This window comes from Listeria costaricensis (assembly GCF_900183385.1).
Taxonomy (GTDB): Bacteria; Bacillota; Bacilli; order Lactobacillales; family Listeriaceae; genus Listeria; species Listeria costaricensis.
The window spans coordinates 41,607-59,521 of the sequence record NZ_FXUT01000025.1 but is presented as its reverse complement, the minus strand read 5'-3'; the positions used below and the strand labels follow the sequence as shown (position 1 = coordinate 59,521).

Sequence of the window (17,915 nt, the reverse complement as noted above, 5' to 3'; positions counted from 1 at the left end):
AGGCGCGGCTTATGCCAAGGAAACCGAAACGACCGTGCCGCTTTCCCGGCTGCCCGAACCTGACCGACGGTGTCTACTGCGAGGAGCACGCCAAGGTGATGGAACAACACTACGAGAAGTTCCAGCGCGGCTACTCTCCCGGCAAGCGCTACGGCAGAGCTTGGAAACGAATCCGTGACAGGTACGTTCACAAGCACCCGCTCTGTGAGCAGTGCTTAAAGGCCGGACGCTACGTCGCGGTCGAGGAAGTCCACCACATCATTCCTCTGGCTGATGGAGGAACGAACGAGGAGTCCAACCTCATGAGCCTTTGTCGTTCGTGTCACGAGAAGATTCACCACGAGCGCGGCGACCGGTAGGGGCGGGTGGAATCTCTACGACCTGTTTTCCCGGAAAACGGCGCGGGGTCTTTTACGCAAAAATTGCAATTCAAACAGGGTATTAAACCCTGCACCACAGAAATGGAAGTGATCGACATGGCGAAAGACGGAACCTATCGCGGCGGGCGGCGTGTCAAAGCTGGCTCCAAGCCGGACGCCCTCGCCGACAAAATTATGAAAGGCGCACCTGCAAAGCGCATGGAGCTGCCTGACTTCACCGAAAACATGACCGACTTCGATGTTGACGACATCGGTGACGGCGTAGAGCTGGAAGGCATGGATATGCCAAGTCCGGACGATTACCTCTCTGCTCTGCAGAAGGACGGCAAGCCCCTCGGCGCAGATGAAATCTATAAGGAAACATGGCTGTGGCTCAAGGAACGTGGCTGCGAGAGGCTGGTAAACAAGCGCCTGCTCGAAAGCTATTCTGAGGCCTTTGCCCGGTACATTCAGTGCTCCGAAGCGGTCAGCAAATACGGCATGCTCGGAAAGCACCCGACCACCGGTGCTGCCATTGCGAGCCCTTTCACACAGCTTTTAATGAACTTTCAGAAGCAGGCCAACCTGCTCTGGTACGAGATTTATGACATTGTGAAGCAAAACTGCACCGAGCCCTTTGAGGGCAACCCGCAGGACAGCGTGATGGAGCAGCTGCTTCGAAGCAGGAGGAATATGTAAATGAACACGCAGAAATTGGAACAGGTACCTATTGATAAACTGGTGCCCTATGCCCGGAATGCCCGGACGCATAGTAAAGAACAGATCGCACAGCTCCGCGCTTCTCTAAGGGAGTTCGGCTTTGTGAGTCCTGCGGTCATTGACGCAGATTATAACATCCTCGTCGGCCACGGTCGCGTTACGGCTGCCCGCGAGGAAGGATATGAAACCGTGCCCTGCGTCTTTGCCGAGAACCTGACGGAAGCACAAAAGCGTGCATATATCCTTGCGGACAATCAGCTGGCGCTTAACGCAGGCTGGGATGAGGAAATGCTGTCGGTCGAATTATCTGACCTGCAGGATCAGTCCTTTGACCTATCTCTCCTCGGCTTTGATGCCGGTGAACTGGATAAGCTGCTCGGTACTGGGAATGAAAAGGACATCGCCGATGATGACTTTGACCTCACCGCTGCCCTTGAGAAAGCTTCCTTCGTGGAGCCCGGCGACATCTGGGCAGTCGGCAGGCATCGTGTTATGTGTGGCGATGCCACCTCGCCGGAAGATGTGGAAAAGCTCATGGACGGCAAGAAAGCAAACCTCGTCCTGACCGATCCGCCCTACGGCGTATCTTTCAAAGCCTCGGACGGCCTTACGATCCAGAACGACTCTCTCAAGGGCGAGGAATTTTACAAGTTCCTGCTGGCAGCTTTTAAGAACATGGCTGACCACCTCGAAAAAGGCGGAGCCGCTTACTGCTTCCATGCGGATACCGAAGGGCTCACGTTCCGAAAGGCATTCATTGACGCAGGCTTTCACCTCGCCGGTGTGTGTATCTGGGTAAAGAACAGCCTCGTGCTCGGTCGCTCCGATTATCAATGGCAACATGAGCCTGTGCTCTACGGCTTTTTGCAAAACGGCAAGCACCCGTGGTATTCCGACCGCAAGCAGACCACCATCTGGAACTACGATAAGCCAAAGCGCAATAAGGATCACCCGACCAGCAAGCCGCTGGATCTTCTGGGCTATCCCATCCAGAACTCCTCTCAGGAGAATTCTGTAGTTATTGATACCTTCGGCGGCTCCGGTTCCACGCTGATGGCCTGTGAGCAGTTAAACCGTATCTGCTACATGATGGAACTCGATCCGAAATACGCCTCTGTCATCCTTCGCCGTTACGTGGAGGATACCGGCGATGAGGAAAATGTGTATGTAATAAGGAACGGCGAAAAGCTCCTCTATTCCGCTCTGGCAAAGGAAGTCGAGACCTCTCCGACGGCGAGTGTATAATACACAATTTCTGTCCAGATTCTTCGGCGATTTTCTACCTCAGAAAATGTCGGAAATCGCTTGATAAATAAGGCTTTCAGAGTGATGTATATACATGCCGAAAGGCACAGCAAAAAAACTTAATCTCACAAAGGAGGAACACACTCATGAAAGCAAATTACAACGTAACCGGAAACGACAGAAAAGCATTAGTCGCAGCCATTGAAAACCTCACCGGCGACAAGGCGATCTACATGCGTATGCCGACCTGCGCTTACAAGATCGGCGACATCACGGTCGACAAAGAAGGCGGCGTAACCTGCGAGGACGCAGACAAGCTGGAACGCATCATCCACAACCTGATCGCGGATGGCTTCACACCGGAGGATACCGAAGAGGTCGAAAGCGACGATGAAGCCACTGGCCTTACAGTCAGCCTCCCGCTCGACAAGGTGGCGGTCGGAAACCTCACCAACCTCCTCACAGCCAAGGAAAGCCTCATCAAAAAGGCACTCGGCATTGACGACCTTGGCATCGAGGTCACAGAGGATACGGTCAGCTTCCCTTGGTTTACTGAGATGCCGGAGCCGGAAGAGGTCAAGGCCTACACCCACTTCATTGCAGCCCTTGGCAAAATGAGCCGGGATTTGAAGCGCATCAGCGCCACCGAGAAGGAAGTCAACAACGAGAAGTACGCATTCCGCTGCTTTCTCCTGCGGCTTGGCTTCATCGGAAACGAGTATAAAGCAGAGCGCAAGATTCTCCTTAAGAACCTCTCCGGCAACTCCAGCTGGAAGAACGGCGCACCGGAAAAGGAGGTGGCAGCATGCGAATGATCACAAAAGAGCAGCTTGAAGCGCTCCGCTCCCGCTACCCGGCAGGCACTCGCGTGGAGCTTCTACAGATGGACGATGTGCAGGCTCCGCCCATCGGCATCAAGGGAACCGTTACGGGAGTCGACGATACCGGCAGCCTCATGGTGAACTGGGACAACGGCTCCGGTCTGAATGTCATCTACGGCATCGACCGTGTGCGGAAGGTGGTGGACTGATATGGATGAAAGAGTAAAAGAGCAGATCCTTGCCATCCGGGACACCGGCCTTACCAATATGTTCGATGTGAACACGGTGCAGCGAATGGCCTATGAACGGGACTTCTACGAGCTGGTTTTATACCTTGAAGATCACCGGTCTGAATACGTCAAATTCATTCTGACCGGCGAGGCATAAACTACACAATTTAGGCCTCAAATGTTCCCGCAGGATTGTCACATATATTTCGATAAATAGCTTGCTATTACAGGCGTTCAGAGTGATATATGTACATACCAAAAGGAACACAACACAAGGAGGAAACCACCATGAAGTACACAATTGAAGCCATAGAAAACGCAAAGCCCGGAATGCGCTGGGAAGAGATCGGATGCCATTGGACGCTGGGACAGGCCTACCTTTACAGCAGGGAAGCCGGAAACGACCTGCCGAACTTCGCCGAAGTCATCTGGGATTACGACATCGAAGCGATCCTTGCAGATTGCCGGAAGCTCGGAGTAAAGGAATTCACCATCAGCTCCACCTTCTCAAGCCTCATCGAGACCATTGCAAAGTTTGAGGAGCTCGGCTGCACGCTGGACGGAATTGTAAAGGTCAAGGAGCGCTACATCCACTTCGGAAGCGACGAGCACGCCCTCATCCCGGCCTTCAAGATGACGGTAAAGGAGGCGTAAGGAAATGTGGAGCGAAGGAGTTATCGGCATTCCGGATGCCAAGGACAAGAAAAAATATACCAAATGTCACTACTGGGTAAAGCACTACGCCGAGCCAAGCGAGACCTACGGCATCAACTGCGGCAGGATCAGCAAGCTCATGATCAAGATTGACGGCGAGACCGTTTGCAACTACGACAGAGGCTGGGACATTCATCCCACCTGCAAAGAAGCAGAGATGGCGCTTTGCATCCTGCTGGAGAACCACAACTAAGCATTAACCCCCGAATATGAATATTCCGGGAGACTGAGCCAGAAGGCTCTTTCTCTCGTACTGATACCGGATCGCTATGGCGGTCTTTTATTTTGCCCTGAAAGGAGGCGGCCACCGTGCCAATGCGAAAACTGAAAAACTATAAGCCGACCCGCTTCATGGCAGAGACTTCTCACTACAGCAAGCAGATGGCGGACTTCGCTGTGATGTTCATCGAGCAGCTCACCCACACCAAAGGCACATGGGCAGGAAAACCCTTCGAGCTCATCGACTGGCAGGAACGAATCATCCGCGACCTGTTCGGTGTCCTGAAGCCGAACGGTTACCGTCAGTTCAATACGGCCTACATCGAAATTCCGAAGAAGATGGGAAAGTCAGAGCTGGCTGCCGCTGTCGCCCTGCTCCTTTGCTGCGGTGACGGTGAGGAACGCGCCGAAGTCTACGGCTGCGCTGCCGATAGACAGCAGGCCACCATCGTTTTTGATGTTGCTGCGGATATGGTAAGGATGTGCCCGGCGCTTAATCGGCGCGTCAAAATACTGGCCTCCCAGAAACGGATCATCTATGAGCCTACCAACAGCTTCTATCAGGTGCTCTCCGCTGAGGCCTACAGTAAGCACGGCTTTAATATCCACGGCGTGGTATTTGATGAGCTGCACACCCAGCCAAACCGGAAACTCTTTGATGTAATGACAAAGGGCTCCGGTGATGCCAGAATGCAGCCACTGTATTTCCTGATTACCACTGCAGGGAATGACACAAACACCATCTGCTATGAAGTCCACCAGAAAGCGCAGGACATCCTCGACGGCAGGAAGGTCGATCCAACCTTTTATCCGGTCATTTACGGCGCGGAACCTGATGAGGACTGGACTGATCCGGAGGTGTGGAAAAAGGCAAATCCCTCTCTCGGTATCACGGTCGGCATTGACAAGGTAGAAGCGGCCTGCGAATCGGCAAAGCAAAACCCCGGTGAAGAGAATTCCTTCAGGCAGCTGCGCCTTAATCAATGGGTAAAGCAGGCTGTACGCTGGATGCCAATGGATAAATGGGACGCCTGCGCCTTTCCGGTCAATGAGGATGACCTCGAAGGACGTGTCTGCTATGGCGGTCTTGACCTGTCCTCCACTACGGATATTACATCTTTTGTGCTGGTATTCCCGCCACGGGATGAAGACGACAAGTATGTGATCCTCCCATACTTCTGGGTGCCAGAGGATACGCTGGATCTTCGCGTGAGACGCGATCATGTGCCCTACGATACTTGGGAGAAGGAAGGCGTGCTGCAGACGACCGAAGGCAACGTCATCCATTATGGTTATATCGAGAAATTCATCGAACGCCTCGGCGAGCGCTTCAATATCCGCGAGATTGCATTCGACCGCTGGGGAGCAGTCCAGATGGTTCAGAACTTGGAGAACATGGGCTTTACTGTCGTGCCCTTCGGACAGGGCTTTAAGGATATGAGCCCGCCCACAAAGGAGCTCATGAAGCTGACACTTGAGCAAAAGCTCGCCCACGGCGGTCATCCTGTTCTCCGCTGGAATATGGATAACATCTTCATCCGTACTGACCCAGCCGGAAATATCAAGGCTGACAAGGAAAAATCTACAGAGAAGATCGACGGAGCCATCGCCACCATCATGGCGCTTGACCGTGCGATCCGCTGCGGCAATGACAACGGTGCTTCTGTCTATGACGACAGAGGCATTTTATTTATCTGAAAGGCAGGTGATCAATATGAGCATATTTTCAGGACTGTTTCGTTCAAGAGATAAGCCTACCAATTCAACAACCGGAAGTTCCTACCGCTTCTTCTTCGGCGGCACGACCTCCGGCAAGGCTGTAACGGAGCGCTCCGCCATGCAGATGACGGCGGTCTACTCCTGCGTGAGGATTCTGTCCGAGGCGATTGCAGGACTGCCGATTCACCTCTATCGATACGGCGAAGGCGGCAGCAAGGAAAAAGCGAAAAATCACCCGCTATACTTCCTGCTTCACGATGAGCCAAATCCGGAAATGACATCCTTTGTATTCCGGGAAACATTGATGACGCACCTACTCCTGTGGGGAAACGCCTACGCGCAGATCATTCGGAACGGCAAAGGCGAAGTAGTCGCGCTCTATCCTTTGATGCCAAATCGTATGACGGTCAACCGTGATGAAAACGGAGAGCTTTATTACGAATACCAAACATCACAGGATGAGGCGCACACGATGAATGGCAGCCGTGTAAGACTCCAGCCGTCCGACGTGCTGCACGTTCCCGGTCTTGGCTTTGACGGCCTTGTGGGCTACAGCCCAATTGCAATGGCTAAGAATGCCATCGGTATGGCAATAGCCTGTGAAGAATACGGCGCTAAGTTTTTTGCAAACGGCGCGACTCCCGGCGGCATCTTGGAGCATCCCGGTGTGGTAAAAGATCCAGAGCGTGTAAGAGAAAGCTGGAACTCTGCTTTCGGCGGCAGCTCTAATGCAAACAAGGTGGCTGTGCTGGAGGAAGGCATGAAATATACGCCTATCTCCATCTCACCGGAACAAGCGCAGTTTTTAGAGACACGAAAGTTCCAGATTAATGAAATCGCACGTATCTTCCGCATCCCGCCTCACATGATCGGAGACCTTGAGAAATCGAGCTTCTCAAATATCGAGCAACAGTCGCTGGAATTCGTGAAATACACGCTCGACCCGTGGGTATGCCGCTGGGAACAGTCCATGCAGAGAGCCCTGCTCTCTCCGGATGAAAAGAAGGACTACTTCTTCAAATTCAACGTGGACGGGCTTCTCAGAGGTGACTACCAGAGCCGCATGAACGGTTATGCGGTCGGACGTCAGAACGGCTGGATGTCCGCTAACGATATCAGGGAGCTTGAAAACCTCGACCGTATTCCGGAGGAGGAAGGCGGCGACCTGTACCTGATCAATGGCAATATGACCAAGCTTAAGGACGCGGGTATCTTTGCGGCCTCAGCACAGACGCAGGAGGAAGCTGATGAAACGAAGGAAACACAAACCGAACCGGAACCCGAAGACGGGCGCACCCGGTTCAGAAAGAAGGAGGCACTATGACCAGAAAGTTTTGGAACTGGGTGCGAAACGAGGAGCCGGACAGCTTTGGCTCCGACCGAACGCTCTACCTCGACGGGGAAATTTCCGATGAGACATGGTTCGGCGACGAAGTAACACCCAAGCTATTTAGTGATGAACTGCATGCAGGCGATGGAAACATCACCCTCTGGATCAACTCTCCGGGCGGTGATGTTTTTGCTGCTGCACAGATCTACAACATGCTGATGGATTACCCACATGATGTGACGGTCAAGATTGATGCTCTTGCTGCTTCGGCGGCATCGGTTATCGCTATGGCCGGAACAAAGGTCTGCATGAGTCCCGTGGCCATGATGATGGTACACAACCCTGCAACCATCGCCATCGGTGATACCGAGGAAATGCAGAAAGCCATCGACATGTTAAACGAAGTCAAGGAATCCATCATGAATGCCTACGAAATCAAGTCCGGGCTCTCCCGTCACAAGATTTCACAGCTCATGGATGCCGAGACATGGATGAACGCCAAGGAAGCCGTGAAGCTTGGCTTTGCTGACGAGATTCTGTTCAGGGATGGAGAAAAATCTGTCCCGGAGGATACGGCTGACGCGGAGATGCTTTTCTCCCGCAAGGCCGTCACCGATTCGCTGCTTTCCCGACTGATTCCCAAGAAAAAGCCGGAAGCAAATAAACACATGGTACCAGTAACCGATCTTGAGAAGCGCCTTTCGCTTCTCGCACATTAAAGGAGGATTTTTATTATGACTCAGATTATGGAACTCATGGACAAGAGAGCGAAGGCATGGGAGGCCGCTAAGGCGTTTCTTAATAGCCACTCTCAGAACGGCGGCATGGTTTCTGCGGAGGATGCTGCAACCTACGACAAGATGGAAAAGGAAGTCACCGACCTCACCAAGGATATCGAGCGCCTGCAGCGTCAGGAGCAGATCGACAAGATGATGAGCGCACCGACTTCTACTCCGCTCACCGGAAAGCCCGGTGTAAAGGATGAACCGGAAGATAAGCCCGGCAGAGCTTCTGCAGCCTATAAAAAGGCCTTCTGGGACAACATCCGTCATCCCGGCAATCCCGCAATCCGCGATGTACTTGAGGAAGGAACCGATGCAAACGGCGGATACCTTGTTCCGATTGAATTCGAGCACACCCTTGTTCAGGCGCTCAACGAAAACAATATCATGCGTACTATCGGCTGCAAGGTCATTACCACACAGAACGAGCGCAAGATCCCTGTGGCAAATGGTCACACGCAGGCGGCGTGGACTGCCGAGAACGGTGCCTACACCGAGAGCAATCCGACCTTCGCGCAGACCAGCATTGACGCTTTTAAGCTGACTGACCTCATCAAGGTGTCCGACGAGCTGCTTTCCGACAGCTTCTTTGATATCGAAGGCTACATCTCTGAGGAATTCGGTCGCGCCTTCGGTGAAGCTGAAGAAGATGCCTTCATCAACGGTGCTGTGCAGACCGGCCAGACGGCTATCGACAGACCTACTGGCCTGTTCATTCCTTCTGCCGCTGGTGGTGCTCCTTCCGGCGTAACCGCAGCTTCCGCTACGGCAATTACCGCCGATGAGCTGATCAGCCTTGTGTACTCTCTCAAGGCACCGTATCGCAGCAAGGCGAAGTTCCTCATGAATGATGCCACTGTCGCAGCTATCAGAAAGCTCAAGGATCTGAACGGCGTCTATGTATGGCAGCCTGCTCTTACTGCCGGAGAGCCTGATAGACTGCTTGGCTATCCGCTCTACACCTCTCCGAAGGTACCTACAATGGCCGCAGGTGCAAGAGCCATCGCATTCGGCGACTTCTCCTGCTACTGGATCGCTGATAGAGCCGGTCGCACAATCAAGCGCCTCAACGAGCTTTACGCTACCAACGGTCAGGTCGGCTTTACCTGCACGGAACGTGTTGACGGCAAGCTGATCCTTTCCGAAGGCATCAAGATTCTTGACATGAAGGCAACTTCCGGTTCTTAAGGCAAGGAGGTGAACGACCGTGGCTTTGATTTCAACTGAAGATGCGAAGGCCTATCTGCGCGTAGATTCGTCGGATGAGGATGCCACGGTCGGTATCCTCTTGGCCTCCGCAATTCGCTTATGTATTGATATTGCAAGACTTACGGATGATCAGTGGGAAGTGATCGACTCCGATGCTGCTTCTTCTGATGAATATACCGAAGCGGAGCTGTCTGCAATCCGGGAAACCATGAAGGTCGCTATCCTCTATACCTGTGCCTATCTCTTTGAGCACAGGGAGGAAGCCGATCACCATGCTCTTACCATGACACTACGCTCACTTCTTTTTGCAATACGGGAAGGAGCGTTTTCATGAATATAGCAGCTATGAGGGTGCGCGTCACTTTCCAGAAAAATACGGTCATCGTCGACAAATACGGAAACCACAAAACCGGCTGGGCGGATTATTTTTCCTGCTGGGCGACTGTCGGCACGAGCTCCGGTTCCGAATCTTCCGGTGTAGTCATCAATCCGGAGGAATCGCTGGACTTCACCTGCCGCTACTGCTCTGAGCTTGCGGATGTGGAATCGACAAAATACCGGATCATCGCGGAAGGCCGCACCTACAACATCACCTATGTGAATCCGATGGGCTATAAGCATAACAGCCTGAAATTCAACTGCAAGCTGGAGAAGAACGCATGAGTAGAAATGTATCAATAAACGAGATGGGCGACGCCATTATGGAGGAACTCGAAAAATATTCAAAGCTCGCCACAGATGACATGAAGGCCGCTGTGAAAGAAACTGCTGCTTCCGTCCGTAAGGATATTCAGGCAGGCGCTCCGGTTGATACCGGTAAATACAAGAAAAGCTGGTCAGTCAAGAATATGCATGAGGATTCACAGAGCATTGACCTTGTAGTGCATTCGAGGAACCGCTATCAGCTGGCACACCTTCTGGAGCATGGACATGTGAAACGAGGCGGCGGACGTGTTCCGGCACAGCCTCATATCGCCTCAGCCGAGGAGCGCGGAAACGAAAAGCTCGTCAATACCATCAGGCAGAAGCTGGGAGGTGGATCATGACATACGACGATGTAATCACCATGTTAGAGGAAGCCGGTCTGCCGCTTGCCTACGACCATTTTGCCGAAGGCGAGTCACCAGACCCACCCTTCCTCGTTTTTCTTTATCCGGGCTCTGACAATATGTTCGCGGATGACACCGTGTTCAAAAAAATTGATGAACTGAACATCGAATTATACACGGACGTAAAAGACCCGGAAACAGAAACCCAGATCGAGGACATCTTAATCGCCCACGACCTGCCTTATGAGAAATCTGAGGTATGGATCGAGTCGGAGAAGTTGTACGAGGTCTTATATCAAACACAGATCATAGGAGGTTAAAAACTATGCCTAACACGAGTAACAAGGTCAAGTTCGGCCTTAAAAACTGCCACTACGCCATTGCTACGCTTGCCGCTGACGGCACTGTCACCTTTGGTACACCCGTAGCAATGCCCGGTGCCGTATCCCTTTCGCTGGATGCTGAGGGAGATAATGATCCATTCTATGCGGACGACTCCGTATATTACATGGTTTCAAACAACAACGGCTATTCCGGCGACTTTGAACTGGCGCTGATCCCGGAGAGCTTTCTTACGGATGTCATGCACGAGACTGAGGATGCAAACGGCGTCATTGTTGAGAACAAGGATGTAGAGCCGGAGCATTTTGCGCTGCTCTTTGAGTTTTCCGGCGACCAGAGAAAGATCCGTCACTGCATGTATTACTGCAGCGCGACCCGTCCTTCCGTCACCGGCAGCACCAAGGAGGACTCTACCGAGGTGCAGACTGAGACGCTCTCCATCACAGCTTCTCCGCTCCCTTCCGGCATTGTGAAGGTCAAAACTGGTACGAACACTACAAGTGCTGTTTACGACGCTTGGTACAGCTCTGTATATGAGCCGAGTGCTTCAGTAAGTAGCGGTGAATAAGGAGGCGCGATATGGCAGTAACAAAAACAATCGAAGTTGACGGCAAAGAGGTGCAGTTCCGCGCCTCAGCCGCCATTCCTCGCCTTTACAGAAATAAGTTCCACAGGGATATTTACAAGGATTTAAACGAGCTGCAGAAAGGCATCGATGAAAGCGACGCAGAAAGCTCCAATCTGGACACTTTCAGTCTGGAGCTTTTTGAGAATATCGCATGGCTGATGGCAAAGCATCAGAATCCTGATGTCCCGGATACTCCGGAGGACTGGCTCGACCAGTTCAACACCTTCTCCATTTATGAAATCCTGCCTCAGATCATCGAGCTGTGGGGACTCAATGTGGAACAGCAGGTGGAATCTAAAAAAAACATCATCCGACAGAGCGGGAAATGACAACCCCGCTCTTTTTACTCCGGTGTGTGCAGATCGGGCTTTCCATCTCGGAGCTCGACCTGCTCACTATCGGGACTGTCAATGACATGTATGCAGAAATGAGCAACGACGATTACAACTATCCTGCGCTCGCGACACAGGAGCAGATGGATCGATTTTAACAGGAAGGAGGTCACCGCATGGCCGACAGAATAAAAGGCATAACCGTGGAAATCGGCGGCGATACGACCGGCCTTTCCAAAGCCCTCTCCGGCGTAAACAAAGAAATCAAATCAACTCAGTCGCAGCTAAAAGACGTCAACAAACTCCTAAAGCTCGACCCGACAAATACCGCGCTGCTCGAACAGAAACAGAAGCTCCTACAACAGGCAGTCTCCGAAACGAAGGAAAAGCTCACACAGCTGAAGTCCGTGCAAGACCAGATGGATGCTGGACTTAAAAACGGTACCGTCACCCAGCAGCAATATGATGCATGGCAGCGTGAGATCATAGAGACCGAAAACGAGCTCAAAAACCTCGAACAACAGTGTCGGGAAACAGATACTTCTATCACGGCAACACTCCGGGCGACCGGCTCTAAACTGCAGGAGGTCGGCGGGAAAATATCTGATGTCGGCACGAGCCTATCGACGCATGTAACGGCTCCCATTGTCGCCATCGGCGCTGCCTCCATTGCTGCCTTTAACGAGGTGGATGCTGGCCTTGACATCGTTGCACAGAAAACTGGTGCTACCGGCGATGAGCTGGAGAATATGTGCCAGATCGTAAAAGACCTCGCCACGGAGATACCGACGGACTTCGAAACTGCCGGTGCTGCTGTCGGCGAGGTCAACACGCGTTTCGGCCTGACTGGGCAGGCGCTGGATGACCTCTCGGCAAAATTCATCAAGTTTGCCCAGCTCAATGATACCGATGTTTCGACATCTATCGACAATGTATCCTCCGTCATGAACGCCTTCGGCATGGACGCTTCCGAGGCAGATAATCTTCTGGATGCTTTAAATGCCACCGGTCAGGCCACCGGCATTGATATGGACACGCTGGCAAATGCCCTCTCCTCCAATGCCGCGCAGCTGAAGGAAATGGGACTCACTGCCCAGCAGGCCGCTGGCTTTATGGGCATGGTGGAAATGTCCGGTCTTGATACCTCTGCCGCTATGATGGGCTTAAAGACCGCCATGAAAAATGCGACTGCAGACGGCAAAACGCTGGATCAGGTGCTTGCGGAATTCTCCACCACCATGCAAGGAAGCGGCAGCGATGCAGAAAAGCTGCAGGCGGCCTATGACCTTTTTGGTAGTAAAGCCGGTGCCTCCATCTATAATGCCGTGCAGACCGGAAAGCTCAACCTGTCGGATTTCTCTGGCTTCCTCGGAGATTTTGAAGGCAGTGTCGAGAACACCTTCAATGAGACACTCGACCCGATTGACCAGTTCCAGATGACCATGAACTCTCTGAAGGAAACCGGTGCAGAGGTCGGCAACTCCCTGATGTCAGTTCTTGCTCCTGTCCTGAAAGAGCTCTCTGACAAGCTGAAATCTCTCGCCGAATGGTGGAACAACCTCGGAGAGCCTATGCAGCAGATGATCGTGAAAATTGCGCTCGTGGCTGCTGCAATCGGGCCGGTACTTGTAATCGTCGGTAAGGTTATATCCGCTGTTGGTACCATTATGACGATTATTCCTACTGTTACCACTGCTATGGCCGGAGTAAAAACGGCGATGGCTGGTCTGAATGCTGTCATGGCGGCAAATCCGATAGGCCTGATCATAACGGCCATCGGCCTGCTGGTAGCTGCGTTTATCTACCTGTGGAACAACTGCGAAGGCTTCAGAGAATTCTGGATCAATCTCTGGGAAAAGGTCAAGGAGATTGCCATTACTGTATGGACGGCGATCAAGGACTTCTTCGTCAGTATATGGGAGGCAATAAAGAACACCTTCACCACTGTGGCAAATGCAATCAGCAGTTTTCTTACCACAGCTTGGAATACGATAAAAACTACCGTTGAAACCGTGATGAATGCCATAAAGACGGTTATCTCTACGATCTGGAATGGCATCAAGAGCTTTTTTGAAACCATTTTCAATGCAATCAAAACTGTAGTGACCACCTATTTCAATATCTATAAGACGATCATCGAAACCGTCCTGAACGTGATAAAGACCGTGGTTACTACTGTTTGGAACGCGATAAAAACAGCTGTTGAAACTGTCGTGAATGCTATAAAGACGGTCATCACCACCGCATGGAATGCCATCAAAACTACGACCTCTACGATTTTCAATGCCGTTAAGAGCGTGGTCACTTCCGTTTGGAACGGTATAAAGAGCGCAGTCATGAATGTGGTTAATGCCATGAAGTCCGGCATCAGCAATGGCTTCAATGCGATCAAGAGCACGGTGTCCAATATCGTAAATGGGATCAAGAGTACCATCTCGAATGTGTTCAATACCATCTGGAGCACGGTATCCGGCATCGTAAACAAGCTAAAGAGCGTATTCAACTTCAGCTGGAGCCTACCGAAGATCAAGCTGCCGCACTTCTCCATCACAGGCAGCTTTTCGCTGAACCCGCCATCCATACCGCACTTTTCTGTGGATTGGTATAAGAAGGCGATGTCCGGCGGCATGATCTTAAAGGATGCGACCATCTTCGGCCAGAGCGGCGGCACGCTTCTTGGCGGCGGTGAGGCCGGTGATGAAGCTGTGGTCGGTGTGAGCTCGCTGCGCTCCATGATTCAGGATGCAGTAAGCAGCGCTACTCTCAGTGTTTCAGGCGACCAGCCTCTCATCAATATTGAGGAAATGAGTGTCAGAAGCGACGACGATATCCGGAAGATTTCTCAGCAGCTCAATACTCTGCTGACTGCCGGACGCAGGGCGAAAGGACTGGTGTAACATGGGATTTTCATTTAACGGAACAACCTCCCAGTCTATGGGACTTGCGACAAGAATTACAAACGAATACCGGATGCCGGATCTTAGAAACAACACGATCACCATGCCCGGACGACACGGTGTATTTGATTTCGGAGAAACGGTATCCGAGCGAAAGATACTGATTTCCTGCTTCATTCCTCCGGGAAAGACGGACGAGCAGTTTCTTTCAAAAAAGGACGATATTATCGAATGGCTGAATCCGGACAACGGCCTCTGCCAGCTCATTCTGGACAAGGAACCGGGACGAGTGTATGAAGCAAGGCTTACATCCGGATTCTCCTTTGACCGGGCAGTCCGTAATTCCTGCACCTTTGATCTGGAATTTTTCTGCCCAGACCCTTATGGCTATGCCATATCAGACGAGACCTTTGATTTTGCGGAAACCGGAACCTTTACCGCGTCTCGCGCTCTTGGGAATATCGAGTCCTACCCGGTCTACTCCTTAACGGGTGTAATTCCTTCCGGGACGGACTCGTATATCTCCATAACCACAAACGGCAGCGAGCTACAGATCATTGGACGGCTTGCCGCCGGAGAAACATTGATTATTGACTCCGATCTGATGACGGCAAAAGTAGTTGACTCTAACGGAGAAACCCTCCGAAACGGTCTCCCGCTTTTGTCGGAGCTGAATTTCCCGGTCTTAAATACGGGAGATAATACCATCGTGATTGCTGCGGTCGGTACGAGTACAACATTTACGGAACTGAACATTCAAGCCAGAAGCCGCTGGAGGTGATATTGCATGGCTCTTAAAAATATATTGAATACCCAAGATGCCTTCACCGGCGAGTTCCCGGCTGCATGGGCTCCCGACGGTCTCTGGCGTTTTAACGAGTCCGAACCGGATGCAGATGATTATCTGGCGGATTCCTCCGGGAAGGATCGCAAGGCATATATTCATAACTGGAGCGGAACAACCGCAGATATGAAAACAGGCAATTTCGGTCGCTATTTTCAGATGAACATCAATAATCCTTCATCGGAGAAAACCTACCTGAAGGTAGAAAACGACGGCAGCATCTTCTCAAGCCTCGGTGAAACCATCGTGGTCGGCGGCTGGATGAAGCCCACGACATATTCAGTCGGCAACACCTATACTCCGATCTTGAATACCCGCTACGGTTCCGGGCAGCCGATTTTCTATCTGTCGCTGATCAGAGGAAAACCGAGGATTATGCTGTATAACTCCTCCGGTTCTCTGATCCTCGATACGTCTGTAACGCCATCATTCTCTTTGCTAAACGGCTACTGGTATTTTATCGCATGCGTGATTAAGCCAAATGCCAAGACAGCGCAATACATCCTTGGCGATAAGAGCTCCAGCACGATTTGGCAGTCAAGTGTGCTGACCTTTACCGGAGATCTGAACCGTAGCTGCGTGGCTGACCTCATCTGGGGAATGCACGCGGACTCCTACTGGTACGCAGGCGGCTTTGATGATTGGTTCCTCGACTGCGATTCTGATCTAACCGCCGATGACCTTGCAGAATATTTTCTGGAATCGCTCTCCGCAAACGGTGCAGATCTGACCGGTGATGTGGACGCTCTGACGACACCGGATGTCGTTACGCTTCGAGCTACAGACTCTGTCTATCCGTCAAGCGGACAGCTCATTACTGCAGCAAGGGACTGTGGCGTGACTGGCAACGGCAGAGTTTCTGTAAAAGCTGATTACTCTCCGGGAGAGACCTCTATCTCGCTTGTGGAAACAGCCACCTCAGATGACCTCTCCACTTGGACAGAGTGGCAGGCTGTCGGTGCAAACGGCGAGCTGGAATCTCCTACAAGGAAATACATCAAATACCGCGTCACGCTCTCTACCACAAATGCAGCAAGGACGCCTACGCTGACATCTATCAGTCTGTACGATAATCCGAAGCCTCTCTATACCAAACTTGGCTATGCAAGACCGGTCATTCTGGACTCAGACGGGAATGTGGAAGCTGTGTTGGATAACGCCTATGACATCATAGTGACCAGTGAGATCAACGGCGTGGATGAGCTGGAATTTAAGCTGCCGTTTCAGGACAGCAAACGCGCCTATATTGATAACGAAAAGACCGTGCGTATTGTCAGCGACACCTATCGCATCCGCACGATTACGGACGACAAGGAAGAAAGCGGCAAGGCCATCACAACGGTCTATGCGGAAGCGGCATTCTATGACCTTGCCTACTCCGTAAAAAAGGACGAGATTACCTTTAACGCAGACACGGCTGATGTGCCGATGGCTTATGCCCTGCAGGGTACCGACTGGGATGTGGGCACGGTTAATGTCTCCACAAAGCGTACTTGGACTTGCTCTGAGAAAAACGCGCTGGCAATTTTGCGTGCAGTACAGAACATTCACGGCGGCGACCTGATTTTTGATAACGCAAACAGGATCGTGAAGCTCCTAACCTTCTCCGGTGAGGATTCCGGCGTACTGTTCTGCTACAAGAAAAACATGAAATCCATCCAACGCGTCATTGATACGACCAGCCTGATTACAAGGCTTTACGCCTATGGCAAGGACGGCATGACCTTTGCTTCGATCAATGGCGGCAACGAATATGTGCAGGACACGACCTATACTTCCGAAATACGAATTGCTACGCTGGATTGCTCGAACTTCACCAATCCATATCAGATGCTGGAATATGCCAACATGCGACTTGCAGACTATGCCTCTCCGCGTATCTCCTATGTGCTAAAGGCGATGGATCTGTCAGTATTGACCGGCTATGAACATGAAACATGGGCGCTGGGCGATACGGTCATGGTGAAGGATGATGACCTGAACCTGTCTGTAAAGACCAGAATCGTCCGTAGGGAATACAACCTGCAGGAGCCTTGGAATACGGTGCTGGAGCTTTCCACTACCCTCCGGGAGCTGGGCGATTCCTCCTCACGCTGGGATAGCGCAGCCGATACGCTGGAGTCTACCGATCTGATAGACAGTCAGGAAATGAAGGATCTGGTGCCGTTTAATCACCTGCGTAATTCCAGAGCAGATTCCGGTCTTACCTACTGGCAAAACTCCGGATTTACCGTGGATGCAGATAATGGCGTATCCGGCACGGCTTCCTTCAAATGCGAAGGTGCGCTGAATACCACAAAGAGTCTTTCACAGACCATAACGCCCGCCAACCGGCAGTGCTATACCTTTTCGGCGCAGATTGCCTCTGAGAATCTCTCAAAAGGTACGAATGGACAGGTGGGCATTGAGGTGACCTTTGAATACGAGGACGGAACAACGGAAACACGATTTATAGACCTGATCTGAAGGAGGGAT

The 17,915-nt window shown here is 51.9% G+C and carries 22 protein-coding genes; all 22 read left to right on the top strand.

Features of this window, described 5'->3' with window-relative positions:
* Window positions 1-11 precede the first annotated feature (11 nt).
* The 22 genes from CS921_RS14195 (at window position 12) to CS921_RS14095 (ending at window position 17,906) form a co-directional block, all read left to right on the top strand.
* Window positions 12-359 carry an HNH endonuclease gene (locus tag CS921_RS14195; protein ID WP_099225014.1) on the top strand — a complete coding sequence of 116 codons (348 nt, stop codon included), beginning with the start codon at window positions 12-14 and terminating at the stop codon, window positions 357-359.
* A 6-nt stretch (window positions 360-365) separates the two neighbouring features.
* Window positions 366-1,058 (top strand): P27 family phage terminase small subunit, encoded by a 693-nt coding sequence (locus CS921_RS14190; RefSeq protein ID WP_476738464.1) that lies wholly within the window; start codon window positions 366-368, stop codon window positions 1,056-1,058.
* Window positions 1,059-2,324 carry a site-specific DNA-methyltransferase gene (locus CS921_RS14185; RefSeq protein WP_099225013.1) on the top strand — a complete coding sequence of 422 codons (1,266 nt, stop codon included), beginning with the start codon at window positions 1,059-1,061 and terminating at the stop codon, window positions 2,322-2,324. It begins immediately after the preceding gene.
* Window positions 2,325-2,470: 146 nt separating this feature from the next.
* A complete protein-coding gene (locus tag CS921_RS14180; RefSeq protein WP_099225011.1) occupies window positions 2,471-3,139 on the top strand; it encodes a virulence protein in 669 nt (222 codons plus the stop codon).
* Entirely contained in the window at window positions 3,130-3,354 is a 225-nt protein-coding gene (locus CS921_RS14175; protein WP_099225009.1) for a DUF4314 domain-containing protein, read from the top strand. Before CS921_RS14180 ends, CS921_RS14175 begins: the two co-directional genes overlap by 10 nt.
* A gap of 1 nt (window position 3,355) precedes the next feature.
* Window positions 3,356-3,532 carry a DUF5049 domain-containing protein gene (locus CS921_RS14170; protein WP_099225007.1) on the top strand — a complete coding sequence of 59 codons (177 nt, stop codon included), beginning with the start codon at window positions 3,356-3,358 and terminating at the stop codon, window positions 3,530-3,532.
* Between the two features lie 131 nt (window positions 3,533-3,663).
* Entirely contained in the window at window positions 3,664-4,029 is a 366-nt protein-coding gene (locus tag CS921_RS14165) for a DUF7698 family protein (RefSeq protein WP_099225005.1), read from the top strand.
* A gap of 4 nt (window positions 4,030-4,033) precedes the next feature.
* The gene (locus CS921_RS14160; RefSeq protein WP_099225003.1) at window positions 4,034-4,282 is read left to right on the top strand and encodes a DUF7678 domain-containing protein; all 249 of its coding nucleotides are present in this window, start codon (window positions 4,034-4,036) and stop codon (window positions 4,280-4,282) included.
* 122 nt (window positions 4,283-4,404) lie between these two features.
* The gene (locus CS921_RS14155; RefSeq protein WP_099225064.1) at window positions 4,405-6,006 is read left to right on the top strand and encodes a terminase large subunit; all 1,602 of its coding nucleotides are present in this window, start codon (window positions 4,405-4,407) and stop codon (window positions 6,004-6,006) included.
* A 16-nt stretch (window positions 6,007-6,022) separates the two neighbouring features.
* Complete coding sequence (locus tag CS921_RS14150) at window positions 6,023-7,351, top strand: phage portal protein (RefSeq protein WP_099225062.1); 1,329 nt, start codon at window positions 6,023-6,025, stop codon at window positions 7,349-7,351.
* On the top strand, window positions 7,348-8,076 hold the full coding sequence (locus tag CS921_RS14145) for a head maturation protease, ClpP-related (protein WP_031475236.1): 729 nt from the start codon (window positions 7,348-7,350) through the stop codon (window positions 8,074-8,076). Before CS921_RS14150 ends, CS921_RS14145 begins: the two co-directional genes overlap by 4 nt.
* Window positions 8,077-8,091: 15 nt before the next feature.
* Window positions 8,092-9,327 (top strand): phage major capsid protein, encoded by a 1,236-nt coding sequence (locus tag CS921_RS14140; protein WP_009242871.1) that lies wholly within the window; start codon window positions 8,092-8,094, stop codon window positions 9,325-9,327.
* Window positions 9,328-9,346: 19 nt separating this feature from the next.
* Window positions 9,347-9,682 (top strand): head-tail connector protein, encoded by a 336-nt coding sequence (locus CS921_RS14135; RefSeq protein WP_009242872.1) that lies wholly within the window; start codon window positions 9,347-9,349, stop codon window positions 9,680-9,682.
* Window positions 9,679-10,011 carry a phage head closure protein gene (locus CS921_RS14130; protein ID WP_009242873.1) on the top strand — a complete coding sequence of 111 codons (333 nt, stop codon included), beginning with the start codon at window positions 9,679-9,681 and terminating at the stop codon, window positions 10,009-10,011. The genes CS921_RS14135 and CS921_RS14130 overlap by 4 nt, the downstream gene beginning before the upstream one ends.
* On the top strand, window positions 10,008-10,394 hold the full coding sequence (locus tag CS921_RS14125; RefSeq protein ID WP_099225001.1) for an HK97 gp10 family phage protein: 387 nt from the start codon (window positions 10,008-10,010) through the stop codon (window positions 10,392-10,394). The genes CS921_RS14130 and CS921_RS14125 overlap by 4 nt, the downstream gene beginning before the upstream one ends.
* Complete coding sequence (locus tag CS921_RS14120; protein ID WP_099224999.1) at window positions 10,391-10,717, top strand: hypothetical protein; 327 nt, start codon at window positions 10,391-10,393, stop codon at window positions 10,715-10,717. The genes CS921_RS14125 and CS921_RS14120 overlap by 4 nt, the downstream gene beginning before the upstream one ends.
* 5 nt (window positions 10,718-10,722) lie before the next feature.
* Window positions 10,723-11,307 carry a major tail protein gene (locus CS921_RS14115; protein ID WP_009242876.1) on the top strand — a complete coding sequence of 195 codons (585 nt, stop codon included), beginning with the start codon at window positions 10,723-10,725 and terminating at the stop codon, window positions 11,305-11,307.
* 11 nt (window positions 11,308-11,318) lie between these two features.
* On the top strand, window positions 11,319-11,696 hold the full coding sequence (locus CS921_RS14110) for a hypothetical protein (RefSeq protein WP_099224995.1): 378 nt from the start codon (window positions 11,319-11,321) through the stop codon (window positions 11,694-11,696).
* Window positions 11,693-11,857 (top strand): hypothetical protein, encoded by a 165-nt coding sequence (locus CS921_RS15600; protein WP_009242878.1) that lies wholly within the window; start codon window positions 11,693-11,695, stop codon window positions 11,855-11,857. The genes CS921_RS14110 and CS921_RS15600 overlap by 4 nt, the downstream gene beginning before the upstream one ends.
* Window positions 11,858-11,875: 18 nt before the next feature.
* Complete coding sequence (locus tag CS921_RS14105; protein ID WP_099224993.1) at window positions 11,876-14,596, top strand: phage tail tape measure protein; 2,721 nt, start codon at window positions 11,876-11,878, stop codon at window positions 14,594-14,596.
* 1 nt (window position 14,597) lies between these two features.
* Window positions 14,598-15,377: a distal tail protein Dit gene (locus CS921_RS14100; protein WP_009242880.1), complete on the top strand. Its 780-nt coding sequence runs from the start codon at window positions 14,598-14,600 to the stop codon at window positions 15,375-15,377.
* 6 nt (window positions 15,378-15,383) lie between these two features.
* The gene (locus tag CS921_RS14095) at window positions 15,384-17,906 is read left to right on the top strand and encodes a phage tail spike protein (protein ID WP_099224991.1); all 2,523 of its coding nucleotides are present in this window, start codon (window positions 15,384-15,386) and stop codon (window positions 17,904-17,906) included.
* The last annotated feature ends 9 nt before the right edge of the window (window positions 17,907-17,915 follow it).